Consider the following 24,036-nt stretch of genomic DNA (forward strand, 5'->3'; position numbering starts at 1 on the left):
CCCCGGTTAGAAGCCGACCATCGCCTGATCGGCGAGGGCCTGATTGATGGTCACACCGTAGTCGTTCTGCAGGCGGTTGACCATCTGGTCGAGCATGTCGTCGCCTGCCGCGCGGGCAATGGCTGCGAACTGCTGATCGTCATTGGCAAGCGCATCGGCAGGCGCGTTTGTGTCGACTGCCGTGACCTTGAAGAGGATGCGGCTGGAACCATCGGCGTCTGCCGCGGTGCCTGTCATGCCTTCAGCGCCGGAGAATACCGCCGTAATCGTCTGGCGACCGAAAATCGCGTCCTCGCTGGTGCGGCGCAGGCCGGATTTCTGCTCGACGGCAAGGCCGAGTTCGCCAGCCACCGCTGCCAGTGTCTCGCCCTTTTCAACGCGTGCCTTCAGCTCGTCAGCCTTGGTGGCAAGCGCCGTGCGCTGCTGCTCTGCCGTCCAGTCGGCCACGACATCGTCGCGCACTTCGGCAAGCGTGCGGTCGCGGGCGGGGATGATCTGATCGACGTCGAACCAGATGTAGCCTTCGCGGCCGAGATTGATCGGCAGGGCTTCGGTGCCGGGTTCGGTCTTGAAGACTTCCTGGGCAAGCTGCGGCGAGGGCAGGTCCTGAATGGCGTCGCCCTTTTCATCAAGACCGGCGGCATCGATGGCGTCGATGGTGACGGGCTTGAGGTTCAGCTGCTTTGCCGCATCGGCAAGCGAGGAGCCGCCGGCACGCAGGTCTTCGTAACGGTCATGCACATTGGTGACTTCTTCGGCTGCAGCAGCGGTGGCGAGGTCCTTGCGGATGTCCTCTTTCGCTTCTTCCAGCGTGCGGGTGGTTTCCGGCTTGATGCCGGTGATGCGCAGGATGACCGGGCCGAAGGACCCTGCCACGACCGGAGACACGCCGCCATCCTTCTGGACGGCGAAAGCAGCATCGGCAATCGACTGGTCGGGGATCGTGTCCTTGGTGAATTCGCCAAGCGTCACGTCGGAGGCGGTCTTGCCCTGATCCTTCACCACTTGATCATAGGTGGTGTTGCCGAGGCGGATCTGCTCCGCGGCGGCTTCTGCCATTTCCTTTTCCGGGAAGGTCAGCTGCTCGACGGTGCGGCGACCGGCGGTGCGGAAGCTGTCCTTGTGGCTGTTGTAATAGTCGGCGATCTGCGCATCCGTCACCGAAGCCTGATCGGCAATGTCCGATGGTTCCAGCTTCACATAGGTGAACTTGCGGAACTCGGGCGCGCGATATTTCGCCTTGTTGGTTTCAAACCAGGGTGCAAGCACGTCGTCGCCCGGCGCCTTGACCGGCGCAATGACGGCGTTGGACAGGATGACGTAATCGACCGAGCGCTGTTCGTTGCGGTATTGCTTGAGTGCGTCCACCAGTACCTGCGGTGCCTTGAAACCATCGGAAACGGCTTCAACGATCTGGCTTCTGACCGCGACCTTGCTGCGTTCCTTGATATAGTCGTCTTCGCGCAGGCCGGAGTTGCGCAGCCGTTCGGTGAACAGGGTGCGATCGAACTGACCATTAACCGATTTGAAGGCCGGGTCTTCGGCGATGAGATTGGCGAGCCGGTCTTCCGAAAGGCCGAGATTCATCTTCGACGCCAGTTCGTCAAGCGAGGCACCCGCCGCAAGCTGGCTGAACACCTGACGGTCGATGCCGAAGGCCTTGGCCTGTTCGGTCGTCAGTCTCGCGCCGAACTGGCGGCTGAGATCGGAAACCTGACGCTGATAGGCGAGGCGGAATTCCTGCGGGCTGACCGTCTGGTCGCCGACGGTCATGACCGCATGCGAATTGGAGGTGACGAGTGATGCGGAGACGCCCCAGACGCCAAACGAAACAACAAGCAGGAGAAGCAGCAGCTTGGCTGCCATGGTTCGAGAAGCATTTCTCAGGGAATCGAGCATCGTTATGCAAACCTCACAGGAACGTCATTGCGGTCGCCAGCCGTCCGGCCCGCAACGTATCGGCGTTCCTTAAATCAATCCAATGGGAAATTGAAGGGAATTTGCCTTGGAAAAACGGGGTTTTGAAAACGCTTATGTGATTGGGGCTAGGTTTTTACGCCTTCATCTTCGCCATACTGGCCCTTAAGGCGGCAAAATAAAACCGCCCGGAGCGTCCAGGCGGTTGCGGAGAATCATATTCTGAAAGACGGCTAAGTCTGATGGTTGCGGTCAGAACGCGCGGTTGCGTCTTACCGAGGCCTTGAATTCCTCGTCTTCACGTCGCATCTCGGCGACTGCGGAGATCATCGACGTCACGAACATAATGCTGATCAGGGCAAGAAGCAGAGTCAGGAAAGTGAACATGATATCATCTCCGTTGGTAGCGAGGAAATCCTAGTTCCTCATCAGTAATAGGTCATGGACTGGTAGCGGGCGGTCATCTGTGGATAGTCCGGTCCCTGGGCGGCAGGCTTCTGATCATAAAGGCTAAACGTTGTTGCTACCATTGCGATGACCAGTACTGTCCAGGCGGTGCTGATAACGCTGATTTTCGCCGAAGTAGACTGTTTTTCTCTTACAAACATCTGTCTGTTCCTTTGGTTTGATATTAACGCGCCACGTCCAATCATGTTCCGCGTCAACCTTAAAAATCGATTAGCATCGCGCCTGTGAAACTTCCTTGAATGGCTTGTTCATCTGGCGTTCAGGAAACCGGCGACTGGCCTCATTCGAGGAAAAGATACTCGGCTGCGAATGATGCGATGACCGAAAAGACGATCATAAAGGCCAGCATTTTCATTTCTCCGGGGGCTTAACGAGGTGAGGGGCATTTCGGTTTCCCGATGCCGTGTATTTATATAAATGAGCCCTGAAACCGCACTGAACGGCGCATTCATCCGTTGTTCAGACCGCACCCGGAGGGCGTCCGGGTTGTAAAAGTCTTGCGCCGCGCCCATCTCCGTGACAAAAGGCGGCACATAACGCCCACCACTTGAGAGCGATATGACGATTGCCTTTTATCCAGGATCCTTCGATCCGATGACCAACGGACATCTGGATGTGCTTATCCAGGCGCTGAACGTGGCGTCCAAAGTCATCGTCGCCGTCGGTATCCATCCCGGAAAAGCACCGCTGTTCAGCTTCGAGGAGCGGGCGACGCTGATAAGCCGGGCGCTTTCTGAAAGCCTGCCCGGTGAGGCGGCGCGCGTTGAGGTCGTTTCCTTCGACAATCTGGTCGTCGATGCAGCCCGTCAACATGGCGCGCGCCTTCTTCTGCGCGGCCTGCGTGACGGCACCGATCTCGATTATGAAATGCAGATGGCCGGCATGAACCGCCAGATGGCACCTGATATACAGACCGTGTTCCTGCCGGCGGGTACGTCGTCGCGACCCATTACAGCCACATTGGTCCGGCAGATCGCCGCCATGGGCGGCAATGTGGATGCCTTCGTTCCCAAAGCCGTGCTTGAAGCCCTCAACGCCAAGCTGAAGCGCTGACTTCAGCCTCACATTCCGGAGCCAATCCAATGAAACTCGTTCGATTTGCCTTTGCCGGCGCCCTGTTTGCGGGCGCGCTTGCCGCCAGCACCTTCGCTTCGGCTGCCGAATACCTGACCGTCCAGCTGAAGGACGGCCCCGTCGTCATCGAACTGATGCCGGAAGTCGCGCCCAAGCACGTGGCGCAGATTGAAGCGCTGGCGAAAAAGGGCGCCTATGACAACGTGGCCTTCCACCGCGTCATTGACGGTTTCATGGCGCAGACCGGCGACGTGCAGTACGGCAACATGGAGAAGGGCTTCAACGCCCAGCGTGCCGGCACCGGCGGCTCTGACATGGCCGACATTCCGGCTGAGTTCTCCAAGACACCGTTCACGCGCGGCGTTGTCGGCATGGCCCGTTCCAGCGATCCGAATTCCGCCAATTCGCAGTTCTTCATCATGTTTGCCGACGGTCCGTTCCTGAACGGCCAGTACACCGTGGTCGGCAAGGTCGTGTCCGGCATGGAAGCCGTGGACAAGATCAAGCGTGGCGCCGGCGGCAACGGCGAAGTTTCCAACCCCGACCGGATGATCAAGGTCACCGTCGGCAAGAAGTAAGGTAGGGCAATAGAGCCCGAACAGAGGAGAATAATCATGGCCGAGATCAAGGATCCGGAAAACACCATCATCATGGAAACGACGACCGGCAAGGTCGTGATCCAGCTGCTTCCGGAAGTTGCTCCGGGCCACGTTGCCCGTATCAAGGAACTGGTATCGGAAGGCGCTTACGACGGCGTCGTGTTCCACCGCGTCATCGAAGACTTCATGGCACAGACGGGCGATGTGAAGTTCGGCAAGAAGGGTTCGGAAAGCTTCAACCCGGCCCGCGCCGGCATGGGCGGCTCCGAGAAGCCTGACCTCAAGGCTGAATTCTCGGCTATTTCCCACGTACGCGGCACCTGCTCGATGGCCCGTTCGCAGAGCCCGAACTCCGCCAACTCGCAGTTCTTCATCTGCTTCACCGATTCGCCGTGGCTGAACAAGCAGTACACCGTATGGGGCCAGGTCATCGAAGGCATGGAAGCCATCGACAAGGTCAAGCGCGGCGAGCCTGTGAAGGACCCCGATTCAATCGTTTCGATGAAGCTTGCTTCGGCGGCCTGATAATAGCGTATAAAGTGTTTACCCGCTCCGCAGGAAACTGCGGGGCGTTTCACATTGATGATGGCGCCAACCTCTCAGACCTCATCCTCGCGACAAGCCGAGGATGACTTCGAGTGTAGTCGGAAGCCTTGTCATCACCCACCACCCGCCCCATGCCATGCAGGGCGGGTTTTGATATTTCGAGAGCCATTGCAATGCGCGTAGACCTGTTCGATTTMGATCTCCCCGAGGACAATATCGCCCTTCGCCCGGCGAACCCGCGCGATAGTGCGCGTCTTCTCGTGGTCGATCCGAATGCGAACCACATGGAAGACCGCATCGTATCCGACCTGACTTCCTTCCTGAAGCCCGGCGACGCGCTGGTATTCAACGACACCCGCGTTATTCCAGCCCAGCTTGAAGGCGTGCGGCTGCGCGAAGGTGCGCCTGAAACGGCAGTTTCAGCCACGCTGCACATGCGCGCCGACCAGTCGCGCTGGAAGGCTTTCGCGCGGCCGGGCAAGCGCATCAAGCAGGGGGACCGCATCCGTTTCGGTTATGAGCGCGACAATGCCTGCGGCCTTGCCCATCTGGAGGCCACCGTCGAGGAAAAGGGTGAGGAGGGCGAGATCACGCTGCTGTTCGACGTTTCCGGACCTGTTCTGGACGAGGCGATCGCCTCCGTCGGCCATATTCCTTTGCCGCCCTATATCGCCGCGAAGCGCCCGGAAGATGCGCAGGACCAGACCGATTACCAGACAATTTATGCCCGCGAGAAGGGCGCCGTTGCCGCACCCACTGCCGGCCTGCATTTCACGCCCGATCTGTTTGCGGCGCTGGACGAAGCCGGCATCGAGCGACATTTCGTGACACTTCACGTTGGGGCAGGCACCTTCCTTCCAGTTAAGGCCGACGATACCGACGATCACAAGATGCATTTCGAGATCGGCCATGTTTCGCAAGAGACTGCAGCAAAGCTCAATGCCGTCAAGGCGCGCGGCGGGCGGATCGTTTCTGTCGGCACCACTTCGCTGCGGCTTATCGAAAGCGCCACTGATGAGAATGGCGTTATTCAGCCATGGTCGGGCGCGACGGGCATCTTCATCACGCCCGGATACCGTTTCCGCGCGGTCGATATTCTGATGACCAATTTCCACCTGCCGAAATCGACGCTGTTCATGCTCGTTTCGGCTTTTTGCGGTCTCGAGACGATGCGTGCCGCTTATGCGCATGCCATCGAAACCGGATACCGTTTTTATTCCTATGGCGATTCAAGCCTGTTGTTCCGGAAGAACTGATGCACGACAAATTCACCTTTACCCTGAAAGCCACGAGCGGCGGCGCCCGCCTTGGCGAAGTCGCCATGCCGCGCGGTGTCATCCGCACACCTGCCTTCATGCCTGTTGGCACTGTCGGTACTGTCAAGGCCATGTATCTCGACCAGGTGCGCGAGCTCGGGGCCGATATCATTCTCGGCAATACCTATCACCTGATGCTGCGGCCCGGCCCGGAGCGCCTGGCAAGGCTTGGCGGGTTGCATGAGCTTATCCGCTGGCCGCATCCGATCCTCACCGACAGCGGCGGTTTTCAAGTCATGTCGCTTTCCGGCCTGCGCAAGCTGGACGAGAAGGGTGTGACCTTCAAGAGCCATGTGGACGGTTCGCTGCACCATATGTCGCCGGAACGCTCTATCGAAATTCAGGGCATGCTAGATTCGGACATCCAGATGCAGCTCGATGAATGCATCGCGCTGCCGGCCGAGCGCAAGGAAATCGAGCGCGCCATGGAAATGTCGCTGCGCTGGGCGGAGCGTTGCCGCGTCGCCTTCGGTGAACAGCCCGGCAAGGCCATGTTCGGCATTGTGCAGGGCGGCGACCAGCCGGATCTGCGCATTCGCTCCGCCGAAGGGCTGAAGCAGCTTGATCTCAAGGGTTACGCTGTCGGCGGTCTTGCCGTCGGTGAGCCGCAGGATGTGATGCTGGGCATGCTCGACATCACGCTGCCGGTGCTGCCCACCGAAAAGCCGCGTTACCTGATGGGCGTCGGTACGCCAGACGATATTCTGAAATCGGTGGCGCGCGGCATCGACATGTTCGACTGCGTGATGCCGACCCGTTCCGGTCGTCACGGGCTTGCCTTCACCCGTCGCGGCAGGGTCAATATCCGCAATGCCCGCCATGCGGAGGATATGCGGCCGCTCGATGAGCAGTCAAACTGCCCGGCCTCGCGTGATTACTCCCGCGCCTATCTGCATCATCTCACGCGCTCCAACGAGGCGCTGGGCGGCATGCTGCTCTCCTGGCACAATCTTGCCTATTATCAGGAGCTGATGCAGGGTATCCGCAAGTCGATCGAGGAAGGCCGTTTCGCTGATTTTTATGCGGAAACCATAGAGATGTGGGCGCGGGGCGACATAGACCCGATCTGATTTTTCCCGACCCTTTCTCCTGTTCGGACGCTTTCCTTGGCACATGCGCCTTACGTTCTTTTCCGGGATGACACGACCGGCACGGTGACAGCCTTCACCGAGCCGGAGGAGATCATCGTCGCGGATGAGCCAGAGGCGTTTTTCGCGGCGCTGAAACGCATGGAGCAGCTGCGCCGCGCCGGGAAATACCTTGCCGGCTATATGTCCTACGAGGCGGGTTTCCTGTTCGAGCCGAAACTTGCGGACTTTGCTGCCGAGCCTCGCAACGTGCCGTTCCTTCGCTTCGGCGTCTTTTCCGGCCCACAACCGGATGAGGGGCGATTTGCGCGGCCCGAAAGTCTGCCGGATGCCGATGCGTTTCTGTCCGATCCCGCGCCCGTATGGAGCCTTGAAGACTATTGCCAGCGCTTCGAGCGGCTGCACGGGCATCTGCGTCGCGGCGACTGTTATCAGGGTAATCTGACGATGCCCGTTCATGCTCGCTGGAGCGGCGATCCGCTCACGGCTTTCTGGTCATTGGTTGAGCGCCAGCCGGTTAAATATGGCGCGCTGGTCGATCTCGGTGGACCGGTGATCCTGTCGCGCTCACCGGAACTGTTTTTCTCGGTGGACGGGCAAGGTTTCATTGAAACCCATCCGATGAAGGGAACGACGCCGCGCGGTGCGAATGCGCAAGAGGACCGGGCGATCATCGCGGCGATGCTTGAGGATGAAAAGACGCTTGCCGAAAACCGCATGATCGTCGATCTCCTGCGCAACGATATTTCCCGCATCACCGAGGTCGGCAGCCTCCATGTGCCGCGACTGTTCGATATCGAGACCTATCCCACCGTGCACCAGATGGTCAGCCATGTGCGCGCGAAGCTTTTGCCTGATGTGACGGTGGAGGATATTTTCGCGGCGCTTTTTCCCTGCGGTTCGGTGACCGGCGCGCCGAAAATGTGGGCGATGAAGATCCTGCGCGAACTGGAACAGACGCCGCGCGACGCCTATTGCGGCGCGATCGGCTTCATGTCTCCAGCTGGTGAAATGCGTTTTTCGGTGGCGATCCGCACGCTGACCCTGTTCGATGGCGGCCGCGCGATCTTCAATGTTGGCGGCGGTATTGTGTTCGATTCCGATGCCGAGGCGGAATATGATGAGTGTCTGCTGAAATCCAAGTTTGCGGTTGGGGACAGGCTGTTACGGGGGTGATTATCCCGTGCGTTGCATCTCAGTTTACCGGTATTGCGAATCTGTAGGTCGGACATCCCGAAAGAACGATTTAATTTTATCCTGCACATTCCCGTCAGGCGTCGTTACTTCGTAGAAGCTACTGTCGATTGCCCGAATGGTCACCCATTCCTGATCCAAGGCTGGCGACAAGGCAGTAAACTGCCCCCATATCACTTGTTTTGCCTTCTTCGCGAGGTCGGCCAGAACGGCGCCTGAAATACGCGCATCTTTCTGGGCCAACAACTCGAGGTCATCTCGCGACTCACCCACCACCTCAAACCATTCATCGGCGGATTGCAGAGACTTGACCGTGGAAACGACCCAAGTTGCCGTTTGAGAGGCCGGTGCGAGGAGATGAAGGAGATCGTAAAGATCGGCTGCAATTACGCCCTCGCGAATGTCATAAATTCTTAGTGTTTGATGGGGATTTTCGGATGTGAGGGTAGCAATATTGTCTCCAGCCCTATCTCGAGCCGACGTGACAATGGCGATGTCACCATCCTCGATCAGCACTTCCTTCGCCGCCGGATGGCTGAGAAAACCCGAAGGGCTGGCGGTGGCGCCATAGGCGCCCGATTGCAGGATTGCCAGGAGATCACCAGCCTTCAGCTTCGGCAGGGCCGCATTGCGTGCCAGCGTGTCGAGCGGTGTGCAGAGCGGGCCGACTATGGTTGCAGTTTCCTCATAGTCTGCTTGCATCATGGCCGGTGCGACGATGGGGTAGTTGCGCTTGACGATCTGGCCGAGATTGCCGGAGGCTGCCAGATGGTGATGCATGCCACCATCCGTCACCACGAAGGTGGTGCCGCGCGAGGTCTTTACCGAATTGACTTCCGCCACATAGATGCCGCCGGGACCGGCGAGGAAGCGGCCGGGTTCGACAATGATATGGGCATCGGCGATCAGCGGATGTGCCTGCACCAAGGCCTTGAGGTCGGGAATGGCGGCACTGACCGCTGCAAGATCGAGCGGCGTCTCCCCGTCGAAATAGGGGATGCCGAGACCGCCGCCGAGATCGATGGTTTCAAGGGGCCTGCCGAGCATTTCGGCCATGCGTGCGGCAAGCAAAATGGAGTGTCTCCATTGGGAGACAAGCATGTCGGCATCGAGGATTTGCGTGCCACCGTAAATATGGACACCGACGAGATTGATATGCCTGATGTCCCTGAACAGCGGCAGGACGTTTTCGAGTTCTTCCTCGTCGAAACCGAAGGCGGTGGCCTTGCCACCCATGCGCATGGCGCCTGCCTGCGCATCCGGCACCGGATTGATGCGGATCGAAGCCTTGACCGGTTTGCCGATCGCCTCGATGCGGGCAATTTCCTCGGCGCTCTCGATATGGATTTCGCCGATACCGCTCTCGATCACCTCAAGCAATTCAGCTTGGCGCTTGCCGGGACCGGCAAAGATGATCTTTTCCGGTGGCACACCTGCCTTGATGGCGGCGCGATATTCACCGACGGAGGCGATTTCTGCGCCAGCGCCTTCTTCACGGAAAAGCGAGATGATGGCGGGCAGGGGATTGGCTTTCACCGAATAGTAGATATCGGCAAAACCACTGAGCGCGGTTGCGAGATCGCGATAGGCGCGGCGCATGGCGCTGGCATCATAGAGGAAGCACGGCGTTCCGGTCTCAGCGACGATATCGCGCACGGCAAGGCCGCCGATGACAAGATTGTTTTCGTCGACTGCGAATTGCGCGGCGGCAAGGGCAGGGCCGTGGCTTTGGGGTTTATCCGTGGGCGCCATTGTCCGTCCGTTCGCGCACCAGCGCGCGGTAATCCACCTTGCCATTGGCCGTGACCGGAAGCCGGTCGACCAGTTCGATGGCGCGCGGAATCATGAAGGGGGCAAGCATTTCGGCAGCTTTTTTGAGAGCTGCCGAGGTATCGATATTCTCGTTGGCGGCGGTTGCCACGGCATGCACCTTCTCGCCTGCAAAGGGGTCCGGCAGGCCGATGACGGCGACCTGCTGGAAAAGGCCAGTCGACATCAGGCTTTCCTCCACCTCGGTCGGGCTGATGCGATAGCCTGAGGATTTGATCATCGCATCGTTGCGGGCAACGAAACTGAAAAAGCCGTCCTCGTCTTCAACCGCCAGATCGCCGGAATAACACACGGTCTCGCCGCCGCGTGCAGCCGGAATGAAAGGGTGAGGGCGCAGCACCTTGGCGGTATCTTCCGGCCGGTTCCAGTAACCCAGCGACACGGTCGGGCCGCGATGGACGAGAATGCCGGGCTCACCCGGTTTTGCCCTCTGTCCCTCGGCGGTGACGATGAAGATTTCACATTCCGGGATTGCCTTGCCGATGGAAGTCGGGCGGCGGTCGATTTCATCAGGCGGCAGGAAGGTGGATCGGAAGGCTTCGGTCAGGCCATACATCAGATAGATTTTGGTGTCCGGCAGCTTTTCGCGCAGCGCCCTCACGGTTTCCTGCGGCACGCGTCCGCCGGAGTTTGTGATGTAACGCAACCGCGGCAACGGCGTTTTCGCCAGCAACGGCGCGGCCCTCGTCAGGATAGCCCAAACGGTTGGTACGCCGGCAAGCCCGGTAATGGCATGGTCGCGCAAGTCCCTGACAATGTCGTCGCCGAGCCTGAAGGTGGAGATAACAATGGTCACACCCTGCTCAACCGCCGTCAGCAACTGGTTCAGGCCGTAATCGAAACTGAAGGGCAAAATGGAGAGAAGGCGGTCTTTTCCGGTGATCTCCAGATAGGTGCGCACGATGCGCGCTCCGGCCAGAAGATTACGGTGCGACAGCATCACGCCCTTGGGCGAGCCGGTGGAGCCGGATGTGTAGAGGATTGCTGCAAGGTCCTCGCCAATTGATGGGGAGACTTTGGCAGGCACGGGCGGGCGGCGGTCGATTTGTTCCGCCAGCAGTACAGTGACCTCGGGCAGGTCTTCCACAGCCGCGTTCAGCTCATCCATCATCGTAGCACTGCTGATGACGATTTTTGCGCCGCAATCCGCGACGATATGGCGGATTTGCTGCGCCTTCAAAAGCGCATTGACTGGCACGAAGACGCAGGAAGCCATGCTCACGCCGAAGATCGACCAGCATTCCTCGATGCCGCGCGGCAGGAAGATGACGACACGGTCGCCGCGCTCCGTTCCGGCCTCCTGCAATGCCGCCGCACAACGTGCGGCCGCTTCGGAAAATTCGCGATAGCTCAGTGATTTTTCTTTGTAGACAAGCGCCTCATCGCCGCTTTCCGCCCGCGCGGTGAGCAGGTGGTGCAGCAGGATGTGGGTTGTCATCTGCGCCGTTCCTGCGTGACGAAGGCAATCAGATCGGCCGGCGTGCTGAGATTTTCCGGGGTGAAATGTTCATCATTGAGAACGATGCCGAAACCTTCGCCGAGAAAGATCATCAGTTCGAGAAAACCGAGCGAATCGATCACGCCGCCTTCGAGCAATTGCGTATCTGCGGAAAACGGGGCATGAGCCGGGAAACGCTGCGAGAGGTAGGAATAGATGGTCTCGGAGACATCGACTTCCCTGGGTTTCGCTGAAAGCATGCTTATTCTCCGCTCGTTCGCGCAGTCGGGACTAGTCTCGGCCGAAGCGCATTTTCTTCTTTTCAGGCAAGGTTTAAGCGCGCGTCTTTTAAGAGCGTCCCAATACCCAGGGTGGCAATAACACCAATTCTGAATATGTTTCGTTAATAAACCGTGGGTTCCATGCTCCCTTTACTTGTATTGGCGAGGATTTGAGTATGGCAAATCCGCCGGCGTCTCGCTTCTCATCGGAAGCCGCCATGGTCAATGCAAGCCGGCCTTTGCCCAGAAGATGGCGGGCAATTGCCGAAATGTGCCTCTGGGCGACTTGCCTGTCCTCGCAATAGATGAGGCGGGCGGAGGGCAGCCTTTTGGTTATGGTTTTTAAAAACACCAGCGGATAATGGCTTCCATCCGCCTCCATGACTGCCACGATGCAGCCGAAACGCGCATGATCTTCCAGCATGTCGCGCGTGGCGGTAGACAGCGTGCCCTGGGGCACTTCGGCAAGCGGGCGCAGCCGCACCCTGGCCGGGCCGAATGCCTTTAAAGGCAGGGGATAAAAAAGCGTGCAATTCGTTATCGTTGTGAACCCCAGTCTCTCGTTCAGCTTGCAGGCTTCTGGAGACGGGGTGAGATCGGTGAAGATGTCTTCTTCGGAGGATGTCGCCATTTGCAGCATACGCGGTGCAAACCAGCGGCTGGAAGGTTCGACATACCAGCTGGACAGGTTGACGACTGTCCTGCCGGTCTCGGCCAGGCGGCTTCGTATCGTCAGAAGAACGCCAACGGCATCGTCGCCCTTCATCAGCAATTGCCCGATGGGGCCGAGATCCTGCCGCTGATGATGGTCGCTTATAAGGGAAACGCCGAGCGCCCAGAAAGCCTCGCTCTTTTCCGGAAAACCTTTCGCCAGAAGTGCAACGGCAGCGACGCGGTTTCCGTTGTCGATCGGTACGGTTTTCAGAGGTCGCTCCCGCTATCTGGCGTCGTTTCGGGCAGGGAGGGATTTTTCAACTCCACCGCGCAATATCGGCATACGATGATAGATTTACCGTCCCGTTAATCGGCACGGCTGTAAGCGGAAAGGTCGGTCAATTCATATGGCAGACGCGCGGTGCGCGCCTGCCATTTTGTCAGCCGATCAATAGACCACGACGCCGCGGATGCTCTCGCCCTTGTGCATCAGGTCAAAGCCCTTGTTGATGTCTTCGAGCGGCATCGTGTGGGTGATCATCGGATCGATCTGGATCTTGCCTTCCATGTACCAGTCGACGATCTTCGGCACGTCTGTGCGGCCGCGCGCGCCGCCGAAGGCCGTGCCCATCCAGTTGCGGCCGGTGACCAGCTGGAACGGACGCGTGGAGATTTCCTGGCCCGCACCGGCAACGCCGATGATGACAGACTTGCCCCAGCCGCGATGCGAAGATTCCAGCGCCTGGCGCATGACCTTGGTATTGCCCGTGCAGTCGAACGTATAATCCGCGCCGCCGATCAGGTCGCCATTGCGCTTCGTCATGTTGACGAGATAGGGCACGATGTCGTCGCCCACTTCCTTCGGGTTGACGAAGTGGGTCATGCCGAACTTCTCGCCCCAGGCCTTGCGGTCATTGTTGATATCGACACCGATGATCATGTCAGCGCCGGCAAGACGCAGGCCTTGCAGAACGTTGAGACCAATGCCGCCGAGACCGAAGACGATTGCCGTCGAGCCGATCTCCACCTTGGCGGTGTTGATGACGGCGCCGATGCCGGTCGTCACACCACAGCCGATGTAGCAGACCTTGTCGAAGGGCGCATCGGGATTGATCTTGGCAAGGGCGATCTCGGGCAGGACGGTGAAGTTCGAGAAGGTCGAGCAGCCCATATAGTGGTGGATCTTGTCCTTGCCGATCGAGAAGCGCGAGGTGCCGTCAGGCATCACGCCCTGGCCCTGGGTGGCGCGGATGGAGGTGCAGAGATTGGTCTTGCGCGATGTGCAGGAATAGCACTCGCGGCATTCCGGCGTGTAAAGCGGGATGACATGATCGCCCTTCTTGACCGAGGTGACGCCGGGACCGACATCAACGACGATGCCTGCACCCTCATGGCCGAGGATGGCCGGAAACAGACCTTCGGGATCGGCACCGGAGAGAGTGAAATCATCGGTGTGGCAGATACCTGTCGCCTTGACCTCGACCAGCACTTCGCCAGCGCGGGGACCTTCGAGTTGAACGGTCATGACCTCAAGCGGTTTTCCTGCCTGAATGGCAACTGCGGCGCGAACGTCCATATTCTATCTCCTGGCATGGTCTCGTGATTGGAAAGGGCTGTTTTGCCCGAGCTTGGCGGCAGGGGCAAGGTACAAATCCGTCTTGCCGTGTTCAAAAGACGGCAATGCCCCTCACACCTGTGAGGAATTTGCGCGTCGTCGCGGGCCTGCCATCAGGGCAATGTTTCGCGTTGTCTTTATATGGTTTACTTCAGCTATTCTAAATTATGAATACGTGATTTAAGTGTATGTTTTTACATATATTTTTCGGAATAAAGGTGACCATTAATTTACAAATTTGGTGTTTATACCACACTATAGAATTTCGAATGGAGCATAACCCGCAGTCGGCGCTGTATTTCGGCGGCTGTTATTAGTTTTTGCATCTCTTGCTTGCAAGTGGTTCGGCTCATTTGCCGCGTGCCGCCATGATCGCGGTGCATCAGCCTTTGCTGAGTTTGTTTGCTGCTGCCCCAATATTCCCTCCGGCTGTGGCGTTGTGTCTGTCCGGATGCGTGGAGGGAAACTGGGCGATTTATTTTAAGGCGGGTGATAGCCAATTTCATGAAACGGCATTTTCAAATGTTGAATTTTAAGACAAAACTGCACGGTCTGGCGGAGATTTTCGGGGCGTTTTTGCACGACCGAAGGGCCAGTTTCGCCATTATGACGGCGTTGCTGTTGCCGGTTTTCCTGCTTTTTTTCGGGTTTCTTTTCGAAGGCGGCCGGGCTTTGGCATATTATAGCCAGTCGAAGCGGGTGGTTGCACAGGCCTGTGAGCGTTCGACAAAACCGACGCGCACGAACGTACCCCTGGATGAGGTGCGCCGTAAAAACGTGCTCGACACGTTCGACGCACTGATCCGTTCCACCAAACAAGATGTGGTCAGTCGCGATGTTAAAATCGACTGGCTGACGACGGATATAGACGCAAAGTTCAGCTACAAAACCGTGTTCGCTGGCATGTTCGGGGCGGAAAAACTGGACTATCAGCTGTCGTACCGTTGTGGCGGTATACCGCCTTATCCACATGACGGTGAGGTCGTTGTCAACAACACCTTCGAAAAGACGCTGAACGGCACGGAACGTATGCTGAAAAACGGCAGAACCGCCAAAACACCCAACGGTTGCTGGGGTGTTTATACCTATGCCGAACTGGGGTGGGATGGCGGTACGGGGCCGGGCATCGAACTTCAGGATTGGAGCAATGCGGATTGCCGGAAGAACTATGGCTGGCAGGGCTACGGGGATCAGGAAAAGGAGAAAGAGACAAGCGCCGGGATGACATGCACCCCAAAGTCACAGGCTACTCTTCCCAAAGAAAACAACGATTCGAAAAACGGCAGCAAGGCGCAAACGGATGGCAAGGACGCCTTGAATTCCGAGCAGGAGCAGCAGTGTACTACAGAAGAGAAGAACAACACGCCCTCGATGCGCAACGGCCAAAATGAGCGAATACCGCCAACCCGCTACGCTGTCGAACTTGACAGTCACTGGGAAGGGCAAAAAAGACGCGACGCCAACAGCTCGATCTTCAAATATGTGGAAATGCATCCCGGCAAATACGAAATCTCGGTCTGGTACAACGGGCGAAACCAAAGTTACGAAGGCTCGAACGACATCGATATTTCGCTGCAGGTGTTGCGGCCCCAAATGGGTGTAGAGAAAAAAATTATCCAGATGAGCCAGAAGGCGAATGAAATTCGATGGGAGCGCCGAAGCTACGAGGTCACTGTCGATACTTATTCGCTGTACAAGCTGTCGATCGCCGCCGCTGGAACGAGCGACAGTCTGGGTGGCATCATAACGGCATTCGAGGTCACTTATCTTGACTCGTTTTAAGATATCGCATCGTGACTTCCCCAGTCTCATCCGGTCGCTTGCCACGGATATCCGTGCGGCTACCGCCGTTGAGTTTGGTTTGCTTTTGCCGGTCTATCTCCTGCTGATCTTCGGTATCATCGAAGTTAGTCTCGTGCTTTTCTTCAGCCTCAATATGTCGACGGCGGCCACTGCCGGGACTGAATATCTGCGCAAGGCGGCGGCTGGCCGAACGTCCGTCACCGCGGCGGAGTTCAGGAAGGTTATTGCCTCGAATTTCCTGCTCGCGACAACTGAAGATGATCTGAAAATATCGCTCATTGCCATTGCTGATGCCAACCTTGCTACTACACCGGTGACATTTCCGGTCGAGAACAAATTCGAGGCGCCAAGCAAGGCCGCCGGGCAATATCTTCTGGCGCTGGGGTATGACTGGAAATTCATTCTTCCCACCACCCATCTGCTCGTTCCCAGTTCCGGGGGCAAGCCGCAATTGCAAAATCTCTCTCTGGCGATCACCGCAGTTCGGGTGACGGAATGATTGGTAAGAGATTGAAATATCTATCCATCTCGCTGATAAGTTCGCGCTCTGGCGTTGCCGCGGTGGAATTAGCGCTATTGATGCCTTTGCTCATTCTAGTACTGGCGATGGTGATCGAAATCGGGCGTGGCTGGATGAGCTATGACCGTTTCGTAACAGTTGTGGACAATACGGCCCGTTGGTCGGCCCGATTCCCGGAATTTGAGGAGCGCGTCAGGACGGGCGTCAAATCCTTTGTCATGGCTGCCGGGCGCCCGCTCGAATCTGAAAAGCTTGATCTGACGCTCAGAAGCGCCAAGCTTGTGGGTGGGGTCGCCGTGACCGAGTTCGCCCCATACAATTTTTTTGGCAACGCCGAAAACGTGAAGTGGGACAAGATATTGACGCAAGGAAACTTCAAGACCGAAGAAGCGGTAATCGTAATTTCGGGGCGTTACAAATACCGCCCGCTCATTTCGTTGCTGGGCAATACGGATATCGAGTTCGAATACGTGACGGCGGTAAACCCGTATTTCTCCCGACACTACAAATATCAGAAGGGAAAGTCGGACTGGCTTTTCTGGAATGTTCGCTGACGGCATTGGTCAGGGGCTTCACCCTAGCCAATGCCGTGGCGTTTCAGCGATAATGATCGGTGACGGTTTCTAGGATGACCTCGCCCCCGTTCAACCACGTTGCACAATCCCTCAACGCCCGCGCTGCAACGAGCTGGCGTTTCATGATTGTCTTGTCCTTGCCGCGAAAACGTTTCACGCCTTCCGGCTTGACGATGGAGCCTGGCTCCAGTTCCGGGAAGAGGCCGAAATTGATGTTCATCGGCTGGAAGGAACGTTTGCCCGGCTCATCATTCGAGGAAAGATGCCCGCCGGTGATGTGGTTGAGAAGTGAGCCGAGGGCTGTCGTTGCGGGCGGCAGGCTCGGGGTCTCGCCTTTCCGTTCGGCGGCAGCGAAGCGTCCGGCCAGAAGTCCGACGGAGGCGCTTTCCACATACCCTTCGCAGCCGGTGATCTGGCCTGCAAAACGCAGGTCAGGCCGGGATTTCAGCTTCAGCGATGGATCGAGCAGGATGGGGGAATCGATATAGGTGTTGCGGTGCAGGCCGCCCAAACGGGCGAATTCCGCATTTTCTAGACCCGGGATCATGCGGAATACATCCGCCTGCGCGCCGTATTTCAGTTTGGTCTGGAAACCCACCATGTTGTAAAGCGTGCCGAGCGCATTGTCCTGGCGAAGCTGGACCACGGCATAGGCCTTGACGGTGGGGTTGTGGGCGTTGGTCAGGCCCATCGGTTTCATAGGGCCGTGGCGCAGCGTCTGGCGGCCGCGTTCAGCCATGATCTCGATTGGCAGGCAGCCGTCGAAATAGGGTGTGCCTTCCCATTCCTTGAAACCCACCGTGTCGCCGGCGATCAGCGCGTCGATGAAGGCGTTGTACTGCTCCTCGTTCATCGGGCAGTTGATGTAGTCCTTGCCTGTGCCGCCGGGGCCAACCTTGTCGTAACGCGACTGGTACCAGCAGATATCCATGTTGATGCTGTCGCGGTGCACGATGGGGGCAATGGCGTCAAAGAATGCCAGGGCATCCTCACCCGTCTCGGCCTGAACCGCCGCCGCCAGATCCGGCGAGGTGAGCGGGCCGGTGGCGATGATGCTGCTGCCCCATTCCTTCGGCGGCAGGCCGGAAACCTCTTCGCGCAGGATCGTCACCAGTGGGTGACTTTCGAGCCGGTCTGTTACGGCCTGAGAAAATCCGTCGCGATCGACGGCAAGCGCGCCGCCGGCAGGTACCTGATGCCTGTCGGCGCAGGCCATGATCAACGAGCCGGCAAGCCGCATTTCCGCATGGATGACGCCCACTGCATTGGCGGTCGCATCGTCGGAGCGGAAGGAGTTGGAACAGACCAGTTCCGCGAGAGTATCGCCCTTGTGCGCTTCCGTGCCGCGCACGCCGCGCATTTCGTGCAGGATGACTGGAACGCCGCTTTCAGCGATCTGCCAGGCGGCTTCCGAACCGGCCAGTCCGCCGCCCACGACGTGAATGGGAGAATAGGTCTTGTCTTGCATGCTGGCGCCCATAGGCCGCGTGGGGGCAAAAGCTCCCCTCCGGCGGCTGTCTTTCGAGTGATTGTTCCGCGCGGGTCCCGAAGGACGCGTTTTTCAGGGCGATGCACTACCATGCATGGCTGCGACAGCCAAATGTTTTTGCGGGTGGGACGATAGGGGCGGAGGGAATGTGGTCTCTATGCTTGTAAGGCAAAAATCTCCGGCGAATACCGCCAGAATCAAAAACGGCGCCAGAGGCGCCGCTTTCTTTTACCTGTCGCTCAATCGTCGCGCCCTGGAGGTCGGGCAGCGGGACGATCTTTTACGCCTTAGCGGAACGAACGGGAAGCTACGTTACGGATGTCGTAACGTGTCAGGCCGATGTCGCTCAGGGCCTGGTTGGACAGGCTGCCAAGTTCGTTGATCGTGCGACGGTAGGAGATCCAGTTCTTTGCGATGCGGATAGGGTTCATGATCGTTTCCTCAATCTTTCTTTGATTTCGTCGGCCGGCTCAGTGTTTCTGTGCTCTCGGCTGTTGAGGTTTTATATATAGACATTGAGCCATGTTGTGCAGTGCAGAATTTAGGCGACTGCCATGCATTTGTGCACTATGTCGGCTAAATTTGCGGCTTTGACTACCGTATGAGCAAAATATGAGCGGAAATGCCTGTCTTTCGGGCGGTTTTGAAGGGGTTTGCGGCCATTGGCGGTGTTGGACAGGGTTTTTGCTCCCCTCAGCGGTGCTTGAAGGGCGTTCGGGCTCTCCAGACATGCCGGATGCAGCCGCCTAGTCGATGCATTTTTCATCTGTTTGTCACGCGCACATGCCGGTGGGCGGCGCGGCTCGATCCCGAGAGGGTGCCAGAACGAAAAAAAGGCCGGAGGCGGGAGCCTCTGGCCTTTTGGGAGGGTCGTCTCGCATCCGCCGCTTCAAGCGGCGGAGCGTATTAGATGCCGACGGCGGTGCGTGCGACGCGACGGATGTCCTGACGGCCAATGCCGAGGTCATTCAGTTCGCGGTCGGTCATGCGGCCGAGTTCGGTTACGGTCTGACGATACTTGCGCCAGTTGGTGAGCGAGCGTGTAATGTTCATTGTCATCTTCCTCTTCGTGCTGTCCAGCATTTCCGGCCCGTCTTGGGAGGATTAGGCTCGGGGCTGAACTCGATCTCTGTATGACCATGAATATAATCGGTTTAATAAAAACAAAAACAGACAAAGCAAGATGCCACCTATGCATGGAACGCAAAGCAAACCGACAAATGACCCCAATTGCGGCGGCTACTGCATAATTTGTGACCAATTTGTGTGCTTTTAGTGAACTTGGCGGCATCTGTCGCTGCCAAGCCGTGCGGTCCGGCTGAATACCAGGGGTCGGGCAGGGCAGAGGCAAGGATGGGGATGCAAAGGTCGTTCGTATAAGGGATTCGGCTGGAGGCGCGCATTCTCGTAAAATGACGGGCGGCGTGTCCTATATATAATGTCCTGTAGCCGCATAAATGTTGCGCGTTTTTCCTGTCGGAACATGTGAAGCCGGACGGGAAAGAGTGAGACGGCGTGCGCAGCTTTGCGGCCCCTCGTGTCATCGTCTGCGGGCGCGCCGTTCCCTTTCGTGCGGGCACGAAACGACAAGAACGTACCGGCCGGCTTTTGCGGCTGGGGCGGGGACCCAAGAAAAGTCCGGGCGAAACGGGACGCGGCGATAAGGCGTGCTTGACCCTTCCAGAACATTGTGACATACCGCCGCCCAACGTGCGGGTATGGCGGAATTGGTAGACGCATTGGTTTTAGGTACCAACGCTTCGGCGTGGGAGTTCGAGTCTCTCTACCCGCACCACAAGTAAAGCATGGCTGTGCCACGCTTGTGCCAGAGTGCATCCTTAGTGATGCAGGGAGCTTTGGGGTTCATCATCCCCTTCGCGCCCTTGTCTCCGGCGCGAGCGCAATTTTGTCCGGCAGGCGCTTGTGTGAAGAAATAATGGAAGCCACGGCCGGGGAACGACGTTTCCGGCGCAGTGCTCGAAAGTAAACCAACGGCTGTCTGAGCACCGCCGCCATGATGTGAAGGTTTGAGAAAATGCAGGTTATCGAAACGCTGGCTGAAGGCCTGAAGCGCGAACTCAAGGTCGTTATCCCGGCTGCCGACATGAAGGCCCGTCTGGACGAGCGCCTGGTTGACGCCAAGGACAAGGTTCGCATCAACGGTTTCCGTCCCGGCAAGGTGCCGATGGGCCATCTGAAGAAGATGTACGGCAAGTCCATCATGGCCGACCTCGTCAACGAGCTGGTTCGTGAAAAGCCTTCCGAAATCCTTTCCAGCCGCGGTGAGAAGTCTGCAACGCAGCCGGCCATCTCCATGACCGAAGACGAGCAGGAAGCCGAAAAGATCCTTTCGGCTGAAACCGATTTCGAATTCACCGTTGCCTACGAAATCATTCCGGCCATCGAACTGAAGGCCAATGACGGCATCAAGGTTACCCGCGAAGTTGTTGAAGTCTCCGAAGACGAAATCAACGAGCAGATCCTCAAGATCGCTGAGAGCGCCCGTACCTTTGAAGCCAAGAAGGGCAAAGCCGCCGAGGGCGACCGCGTCACCATGAACTATCTCGGCAAGGTTGACGGCGAAGCCTTCGATGGCGGCGCTGCTGAAGACGCTGAACTGGTTCTCGGTTCTGGCCGCTTCATCCCCGGCTTCGAAGACCAGCTCGTTGGCGTCAAGGCCGGCGACGAAAAGACCATCACCGTGACTTTCCCGGCCGACTACCCGGCTGCGAACCTCGCAGGCAAGGAAGCCAACTTCGACATCACCGTCAAGGAAGTTGCTGCTGCCGCTGCTGTTGAAATCAACGACGAACTGGCGGAAAAGCTCGGTCTGGAATCGGCTGAAAAGCTGAAGGAAATCGTTCGCGGCCAGATCGAAAGCCAGTACGGCAACGTAACCCGCCAGAAGGTCAAGCGTCAGATTCTCGACCAGCTCGACGAAATGTACAAGTTCGACACGCCGGCTGGCCTCGTCGATGCCGAATTCGACAACATCTGGCGCCAGATCAACACCGATCTTGCCCAGTCCGGCAAGACCTTCGCTGACGAAGACACCACGGAAGAAGAAGCCCGCGAAGAATATCGCAAGCTCGCTGAACGCCGCGTTCGTCTCGGCCTCGTTCTCTCCGAAATCGGCGAAAAGGCCGGCGTCGAAGTGACCGAAGAAGAAATGCAGCGCGCGCTGTTCCAGCAGCTGCAGCAGTTCCCCGGCCAGCAGAAGGAAATCCTCGATTTCTTCCGCAACACCCCCGGCGCTTCCGCTTCGCTGCGCGCTCCGATCTTCGAAGAAAAGGTCATAGACAAGCTGCTCACCGAAATCTCGGTAACGGACAAGACCGTTTCCAAGGAAGAGCTTCTGGCTGACGACGGCGAAGAAGCAACTGAAACCAAGAAGAAGGCGCCTGCCAAGAAAAAGGCTGCTGCCAAGGCTGACGACGCCGCTGAAGGCGAAGAAGCCGCTCCGAAGAAGAAGGCTCCGGCCAAGAAGAAGGCCACTGAGGCCGACGCCGAATAATCTTGGCTGGCGAAAGCTGAATGAATGGAAGGGCCGTGGCGAAAGCTGCGGCCTTTTTTGTTTCGTCTGGGCGATGCGGTCCATCCGCCTTGCGCGGTGGCCAGCGGGCCCAAACCGCGCCGCTGACCGATCTCGCCTGTTAAAATTGCTCCCGGCTATCGCTTCTGGGATCATTATTCACCTGATGAGGCGCATATAGATCGCTGCGGGCTTTTCGCCGCCATGGTCGTGCGGGATTTTCACGATCGATAGCAATGTCTGCTATTGCGATAGCCGGTAAACCGTTCATCGGGCATTGCGCCACCCAACGGCCATCCGGTGCGGCGATTCCCGAGGGAGCAGCTGTACTCTGAGCCGCCAGGGTGGAATAGCTGGCCCAATAGGTGTTGCTCACCGCATGCCCCAATATTTCGGCTGCAAATGCCGGGGCATTGGACGGGCCATCACCTGCGGTGGAAAACAGCACGCAATCGACGTTCAGCGTCTCGTATTCCATGAATATTTCTGGGTAGTGCGCCTCCATGCCGAGCGCGCAACCAAAACGGAAGCCATCGATTTCAAACGTCACCGGTACAGTTCCCGGCGAGTACATGAACGAGATTTTGGTGTTCGACAGCAGGCGCTCATCGTAGCGAGTTATAAGCTTCCCGCGATCGGAGATGACGTACAGGCTGTTATACGGTCGATGTGGCGCAGTAAGCTGATGGACGGACCCGAGAATCGTCCAAAGCTTCAGCCTTCGCGCCAGTTTTCTGCTCGCTTCCAGTTCTCTGCGCAGAGTTTCCCACTCAAAGCGCGTCCAGTCGGAAGGCCCGATTTCTCTCGGCCCAGTTTCGGACATGATGCGTTTATTGGGCCAGCACGTTGCCCCTTCCGGGAAATGGATGAGACGGGCGCCGGCCTTATGGGCATCGCACATGAGGCGACGTATTTCTTGCCCGGCTGCTTTCAGTGCCGAAACCATACGAGGGTCGTCGACCAGCGACGTTTGCGCGACAGCCATTCGTAAAGAAGGGCTAACTGGCATGTCGGGAGTTCGGCGGATATGCTTGAGCGCCGCCGTATAGGACTCGCCGGTTTTCGCTGCACGAGCTCTTACGCGGCGTTTGAAATTATTATTTTGCGTCATGATCAGGCCTTTCACGTCCCGGACGCGATTCCCCAGCAACCCGCCCGAAACGATCGGACCAAGACAGTAGCCTGAGACAACGACAGTCCCTTTGCCTCCGTTCAAGACCATGCTGGGGAAGGTCTGGGAGGTTAGGCGCAGGCTTCGCCTTTTTGTCACTATCAGTGGGAAAACGTTGAGTCGTCAAGCGACCGCAATTTCGCATTACATGAACCGGAGAATTCGACACTCCGACATCTTCAAGTCTTTCTCGACTATTATCTTCAGAAGGCATGACAGGGCGTTGGGCAGTCGCGGCGATGGGCAGAAGAAATTATTTGATCGAGGGTGTCTCCGGGGCTGGTAAAACCTCGGTTGCAACGGAACTTCAGCAACGCGGCTTTCATGTGATTCACGGCGACCGTGAACTGGCTTACAAAGGCGACCCCGAAACGGGCGAACCCATGGATGTCGCGCTGTTTCAGAGCGACGACACAAAAATCGCCTTCCGTCACCGACATCACATCTGGAATGTCGAAAAAGTTCGGCAGCTTGTGGCTGATCAAGAGCACGCGGTCACCTTCTTCTGTGGCGGATCGAGAAATTTTCGACGCTTTGTAGATCTGTTCGATGAGGTCTTCGTTCTGGATGTCGATGCAGCGACCTTACAAAGACGGCTGGCTGCCAGGCCCGAGGATGAGTTCGGTGGCAATCTGGCCGAAAGACAATTTGTCCTGCAACTCCACGCAACGAAAGAAGACCTTCCAGTCCGTGCATCTGCCATTGATTCATCGAGGTCTTTGGGAGTGGTGGTGGATGATATTCTGGCTCGTTGCAATGTTCCGAAGGCAGGAAATTAAGACGCTGATCTTCCCGTCACCTTCGTTTTGATCACAATGCAGTGCAGCATGATTTTTTGCTGCATCTGCTCTTGTTCATCTCCCGTTCATCTGGCACCCTGCGCAGCATGATTTGCCTTGGCTGCCTGTGCAGCCGTCAAGGAAACA

The 24,036-nt window shown here is 57.7% G+C and carries 22 protein-coding genes, 1 tRNA gene and 1 pseudogene; 12 read left to right on the forward strand and 12 right to left on the reverse strand.

The window, feature by feature from the left end; all coding sequences use genetic code 11:
- Positions 1-6: 6 nt before the first annotated feature.
- The 3 genes from AC1DCP_RS06225 to AC1DCP_RS06235 form a co-directional block, all read right to left on the reverse strand.
- The gene (locus AC1DCP_RS06225; protein ID WP_013636263.1) at positions 7-1,899 is read right to left on the reverse strand and encodes a peptidylprolyl isomerase; all 1,893 of its coding nucleotides are present in this window, start codon (positions 1,897-1,899) and stop codon (positions 7-9) included.
- Positions 1,900-2,169: 270 nt separating this feature from the next.
- Positions 2,170-2,304 (reverse strand): hypothetical protein, encoded by a 135-nt coding sequence (locus AC1DCP_RS06230; protein WP_003515556.1) that lies wholly within the window; start codon positions 2,302-2,304, stop codon positions 2,170-2,172.
- Positions 2,305-2,345: 41 nt separating this feature from the next.
- The gene (locus tag AC1DCP_RS06235; protein WP_003515553.1) at positions 2,346-2,525 is read right to left on the reverse strand and encodes a hypothetical protein; all 180 of its coding nucleotides are present in this window, start codon (positions 2,523-2,525) and stop codon (positions 2,346-2,348) included.
- 418 nt (positions 2,526-2,943) lie between these two features.
- Between AC1DCP_RS06235 and coaD the strand changes: the two genes are divergently transcribed.
- The 6 genes from coaD to AC1DCP_RS06265 all read left to right on the forward strand — a co-directional run bounded on the left by coaD (position 2,944) and on the right by AC1DCP_RS06265 (position 8,184).
- A complete protein-coding gene (gene coaD / locus AC1DCP_RS06240; protein ID WP_003515552.1) occupies positions 2,944-3,438 on the forward strand; it encodes a pantetheine-phosphate adenylyltransferase in 495 nt (164 codons plus the stop codon).
- Between the two features lie 29 nt (positions 3,439-3,467).
- Positions 3,468-4,037: a peptidylprolyl isomerase gene (locus tag AC1DCP_RS06245; protein ID WP_112152872.1), complete on the forward strand. Its 570-nt coding sequence runs from the start codon at positions 3,468-3,470 to the stop codon at positions 4,035-4,037.
- Positions 4,038-4,073: 36 nt separating this feature from the next.
- Positions 4,074-4,583, forward strand: a complete 510-nt coding sequence (locus tag AC1DCP_RS06250; RefSeq protein WP_003515547.1) for a peptidylprolyl isomerase — start codon at positions 4,074-4,076, stop codon at positions 4,581-4,583.
- A 194-nt stretch (positions 4,584-4,777) separates the two neighbouring features.
- Positions 4,778-5,860, forward strand: coding sequence for a tRNA preQ1(34) S-adenosylmethionine ribosyltransferase-isomerase QueA (gene queA / locus AC1DCP_RS06255; RefSeq protein ID WP_476774188.1), 1,083 nt, complete (start codon positions 4,778-4,780; stop codon positions 5,858-5,860).
- A complete protein-coding gene (gene tgt, locus AC1DCP_RS06260; RefSeq protein WP_112152871.1) occupies positions 5,860-6,990 on the forward strand; it encodes a tRNA guanosine(34) transglycosylase Tgt in 1,131 nt (376 codons plus the stop codon). The genes queA and tgt overlap by 1 nt, the downstream gene beginning before the upstream one ends.
- A gap of 36 nt (positions 6,991-7,026) precedes the next feature.
- Positions 7,027-8,184 (forward strand): aminodeoxychorismate synthase component I, encoded by a 1,158-nt coding sequence (locus tag AC1DCP_RS06265; RefSeq protein WP_065687309.1) that lies wholly within the window; start codon positions 7,027-7,029, stop codon positions 8,182-8,184.
- A gap of 501 nt (positions 8,185-8,685) precedes the next feature.
- Here the strand turns inward: AC1DCP_RS06265 and AC1DCP_RS06270 are convergent.
- The 5 genes and pseudogenes from AC1DCP_RS06270 to AC1DCP_RS06290 form a co-directional block, all read right to left on the reverse strand.
- Positions 8,686-9,954, reverse strand: a pseudogene (locus AC1DCP_RS06270) (type III PLP-dependent enzyme); the annotation flags it as partial.
- Positions 9,938-11,470, reverse strand: a complete 1,533-nt coding sequence (locus AC1DCP_RS06275) for an AMP-binding protein (protein WP_065687310.1) — start codon at positions 11,468-11,470, stop codon at positions 9,938-9,940. The gene AC1DCP_RS06275 and the pseudogene AC1DCP_RS06270, both read right to left, overlap by 17 nt.
- Positions 11,467-11,730 (reverse strand): acyl carrier protein, encoded by a 264-nt coding sequence (locus tag AC1DCP_RS06280; RefSeq protein WP_003515534.1) that lies wholly within the window; start codon positions 11,728-11,730, stop codon positions 11,467-11,469. The genes AC1DCP_RS06275 and AC1DCP_RS06280 overlap by 4 nt, the downstream gene beginning before the upstream one ends.
- Before the next feature lie 88 nt (positions 11,731-11,818).
- On the reverse strand, positions 11,819-12,517 hold the full coding sequence (locus AC1DCP_RS06285; protein WP_367078747.1) for a hypothetical protein: 699 nt from the start codon (positions 12,515-12,517) through the stop codon (positions 11,819-11,821).
- 336 nt (positions 12,518-12,853) lie between these two features.
- The gene (locus AC1DCP_RS06290; protein WP_013636254.1) at positions 12,854-13,981 is read right to left on the reverse strand and encodes an S-(hydroxymethyl)glutathione dehydrogenase/class III alcohol dehydrogenase; all 1,128 of its coding nucleotides are present in this window, start codon (positions 13,979-13,981) and stop codon (positions 12,854-12,856) included.
- Positions 13,982-14,524: 543 nt separating this feature from the next.
- Here AC1DCP_RS06290 and AC1DCP_RS06295 point away from each other — a divergent pair.
- The 3 genes from AC1DCP_RS06295 to AC1DCP_RS06305 are packed head-to-tail and all read left to right on the forward strand — an operon-like array spanning position 14,525 to position 16,897.
- Positions 14,525-15,802: a pilus assembly protein gene (locus AC1DCP_RS06295; protein ID WP_236759150.1), complete on the forward strand. Its 1,278-nt coding sequence runs from the start codon at positions 14,525-14,527 to the stop codon at positions 15,800-15,802.
- Positions 15,789-16,322 carry a TadE/TadG family type IV pilus assembly protein gene (locus AC1DCP_RS06300; protein WP_038491175.1) on the forward strand — a complete coding sequence of 178 codons (534 nt, stop codon included), beginning with the start codon at positions 15,789-15,791 and terminating at the stop codon, positions 16,320-16,322. The genes AC1DCP_RS06295 and AC1DCP_RS06300 overlap by 14 nt, the downstream gene beginning before the upstream one ends.
- On the forward strand, positions 16,319-16,897 hold the full coding sequence (locus AC1DCP_RS06305) for a TadE/TadG family type IV pilus assembly protein (protein WP_013636251.1): 579 nt from the start codon (positions 16,319-16,321) through the stop codon (positions 16,895-16,897). The genes AC1DCP_RS06300 and AC1DCP_RS06305 overlap by 4 nt, the downstream gene beginning before the upstream one ends.
- 43 nt (positions 16,898-16,940) lie before the next feature.
- Here the strand turns inward: AC1DCP_RS06305 and trmFO are convergent, their stop codons facing one another.
- From trmFO to AC1DCP_RS06320, 3 genes are all read right to left on the reverse strand, one after another.
- On the reverse strand, positions 16,941-18,398 hold the full coding sequence (gene trmFO, locus AC1DCP_RS06310) for a methylenetetrahydrofolate--tRNA-(uracil(54)-C(5))-methyltransferase (FADH(2)-oxidizing) TrmFO (RefSeq protein ID WP_025593591.1): 1,458 nt from the start codon (positions 18,396-18,398) through the stop codon (positions 16,941-16,943).
- Between the two features lie 296 nt (positions 18,399-18,694).
- Positions 18,695-18,838: a DUF1127 domain-containing protein gene (locus AC1DCP_RS06315; protein WP_003515516.1), complete on the reverse strand. Its 144-nt coding sequence runs from the start codon at positions 18,836-18,838 to the stop codon at positions 18,695-18,697.
- Between the two features lie 475 nt (positions 18,839-19,313).
- A complete protein-coding gene (locus AC1DCP_RS06320; RefSeq protein WP_003502992.1) occupies positions 19,314-19,460 on the reverse strand; it encodes a DUF1127 domain-containing protein in 147 nt (48 codons plus the stop codon).
- A 659-nt stretch (positions 19,461-20,119) separates the two neighbouring features.
- Between AC1DCP_RS06320 and AC1DCP_RS06325 the strand changes: the two genes are divergently transcribed.
- A tRNA-Leu gene (locus AC1DCP_RS06325) sits at positions 20,120-20,202 on the forward strand.
- Between the two features lie 240 nt (positions 20,203-20,442).
- The gene (gene tig / locus AC1DCP_RS06330; protein ID WP_003515514.1) at positions 20,443-21,921 is read left to right on the forward strand and encodes a trigger factor; all 1,479 of its coding nucleotides are present in this window, start codon (positions 20,443-20,445) and stop codon (positions 21,919-21,921) included.
- Positions 21,922-22,060: 139 nt separating this feature from the next.
- Here tig and AC1DCP_RS06335 read toward each other — a convergent pair whose 3' ends face one another.
- Positions 22,061-23,050 carry a carbon-nitrogen hydrolase family protein gene (locus AC1DCP_RS06335; RefSeq protein WP_080580983.1) on the reverse strand — a complete coding sequence of 330 codons (990 nt, stop codon included), beginning with the start codon at positions 23,048-23,050 and terminating at the stop codon, positions 22,061-22,063.
- A 299-nt stretch (positions 23,051-23,349) separates the two neighbouring features.
- Here AC1DCP_RS06335 and AC1DCP_RS06340 point away from each other — a divergent pair, with 299 nt between their 5' ends.
- Positions 23,350-23,889, forward strand: a complete 540-nt coding sequence (locus AC1DCP_RS06340) for an AAA family ATPase (RefSeq protein ID WP_476774189.1) — start codon at positions 23,350-23,352, stop codon at positions 23,887-23,889.
- Positions 23,890-24,036 lie beyond the last annotated feature (147 nt).

The sequence above is a fragment of the Agrobacterium sp. 10T429 genome (assembly GCF_056393925.1).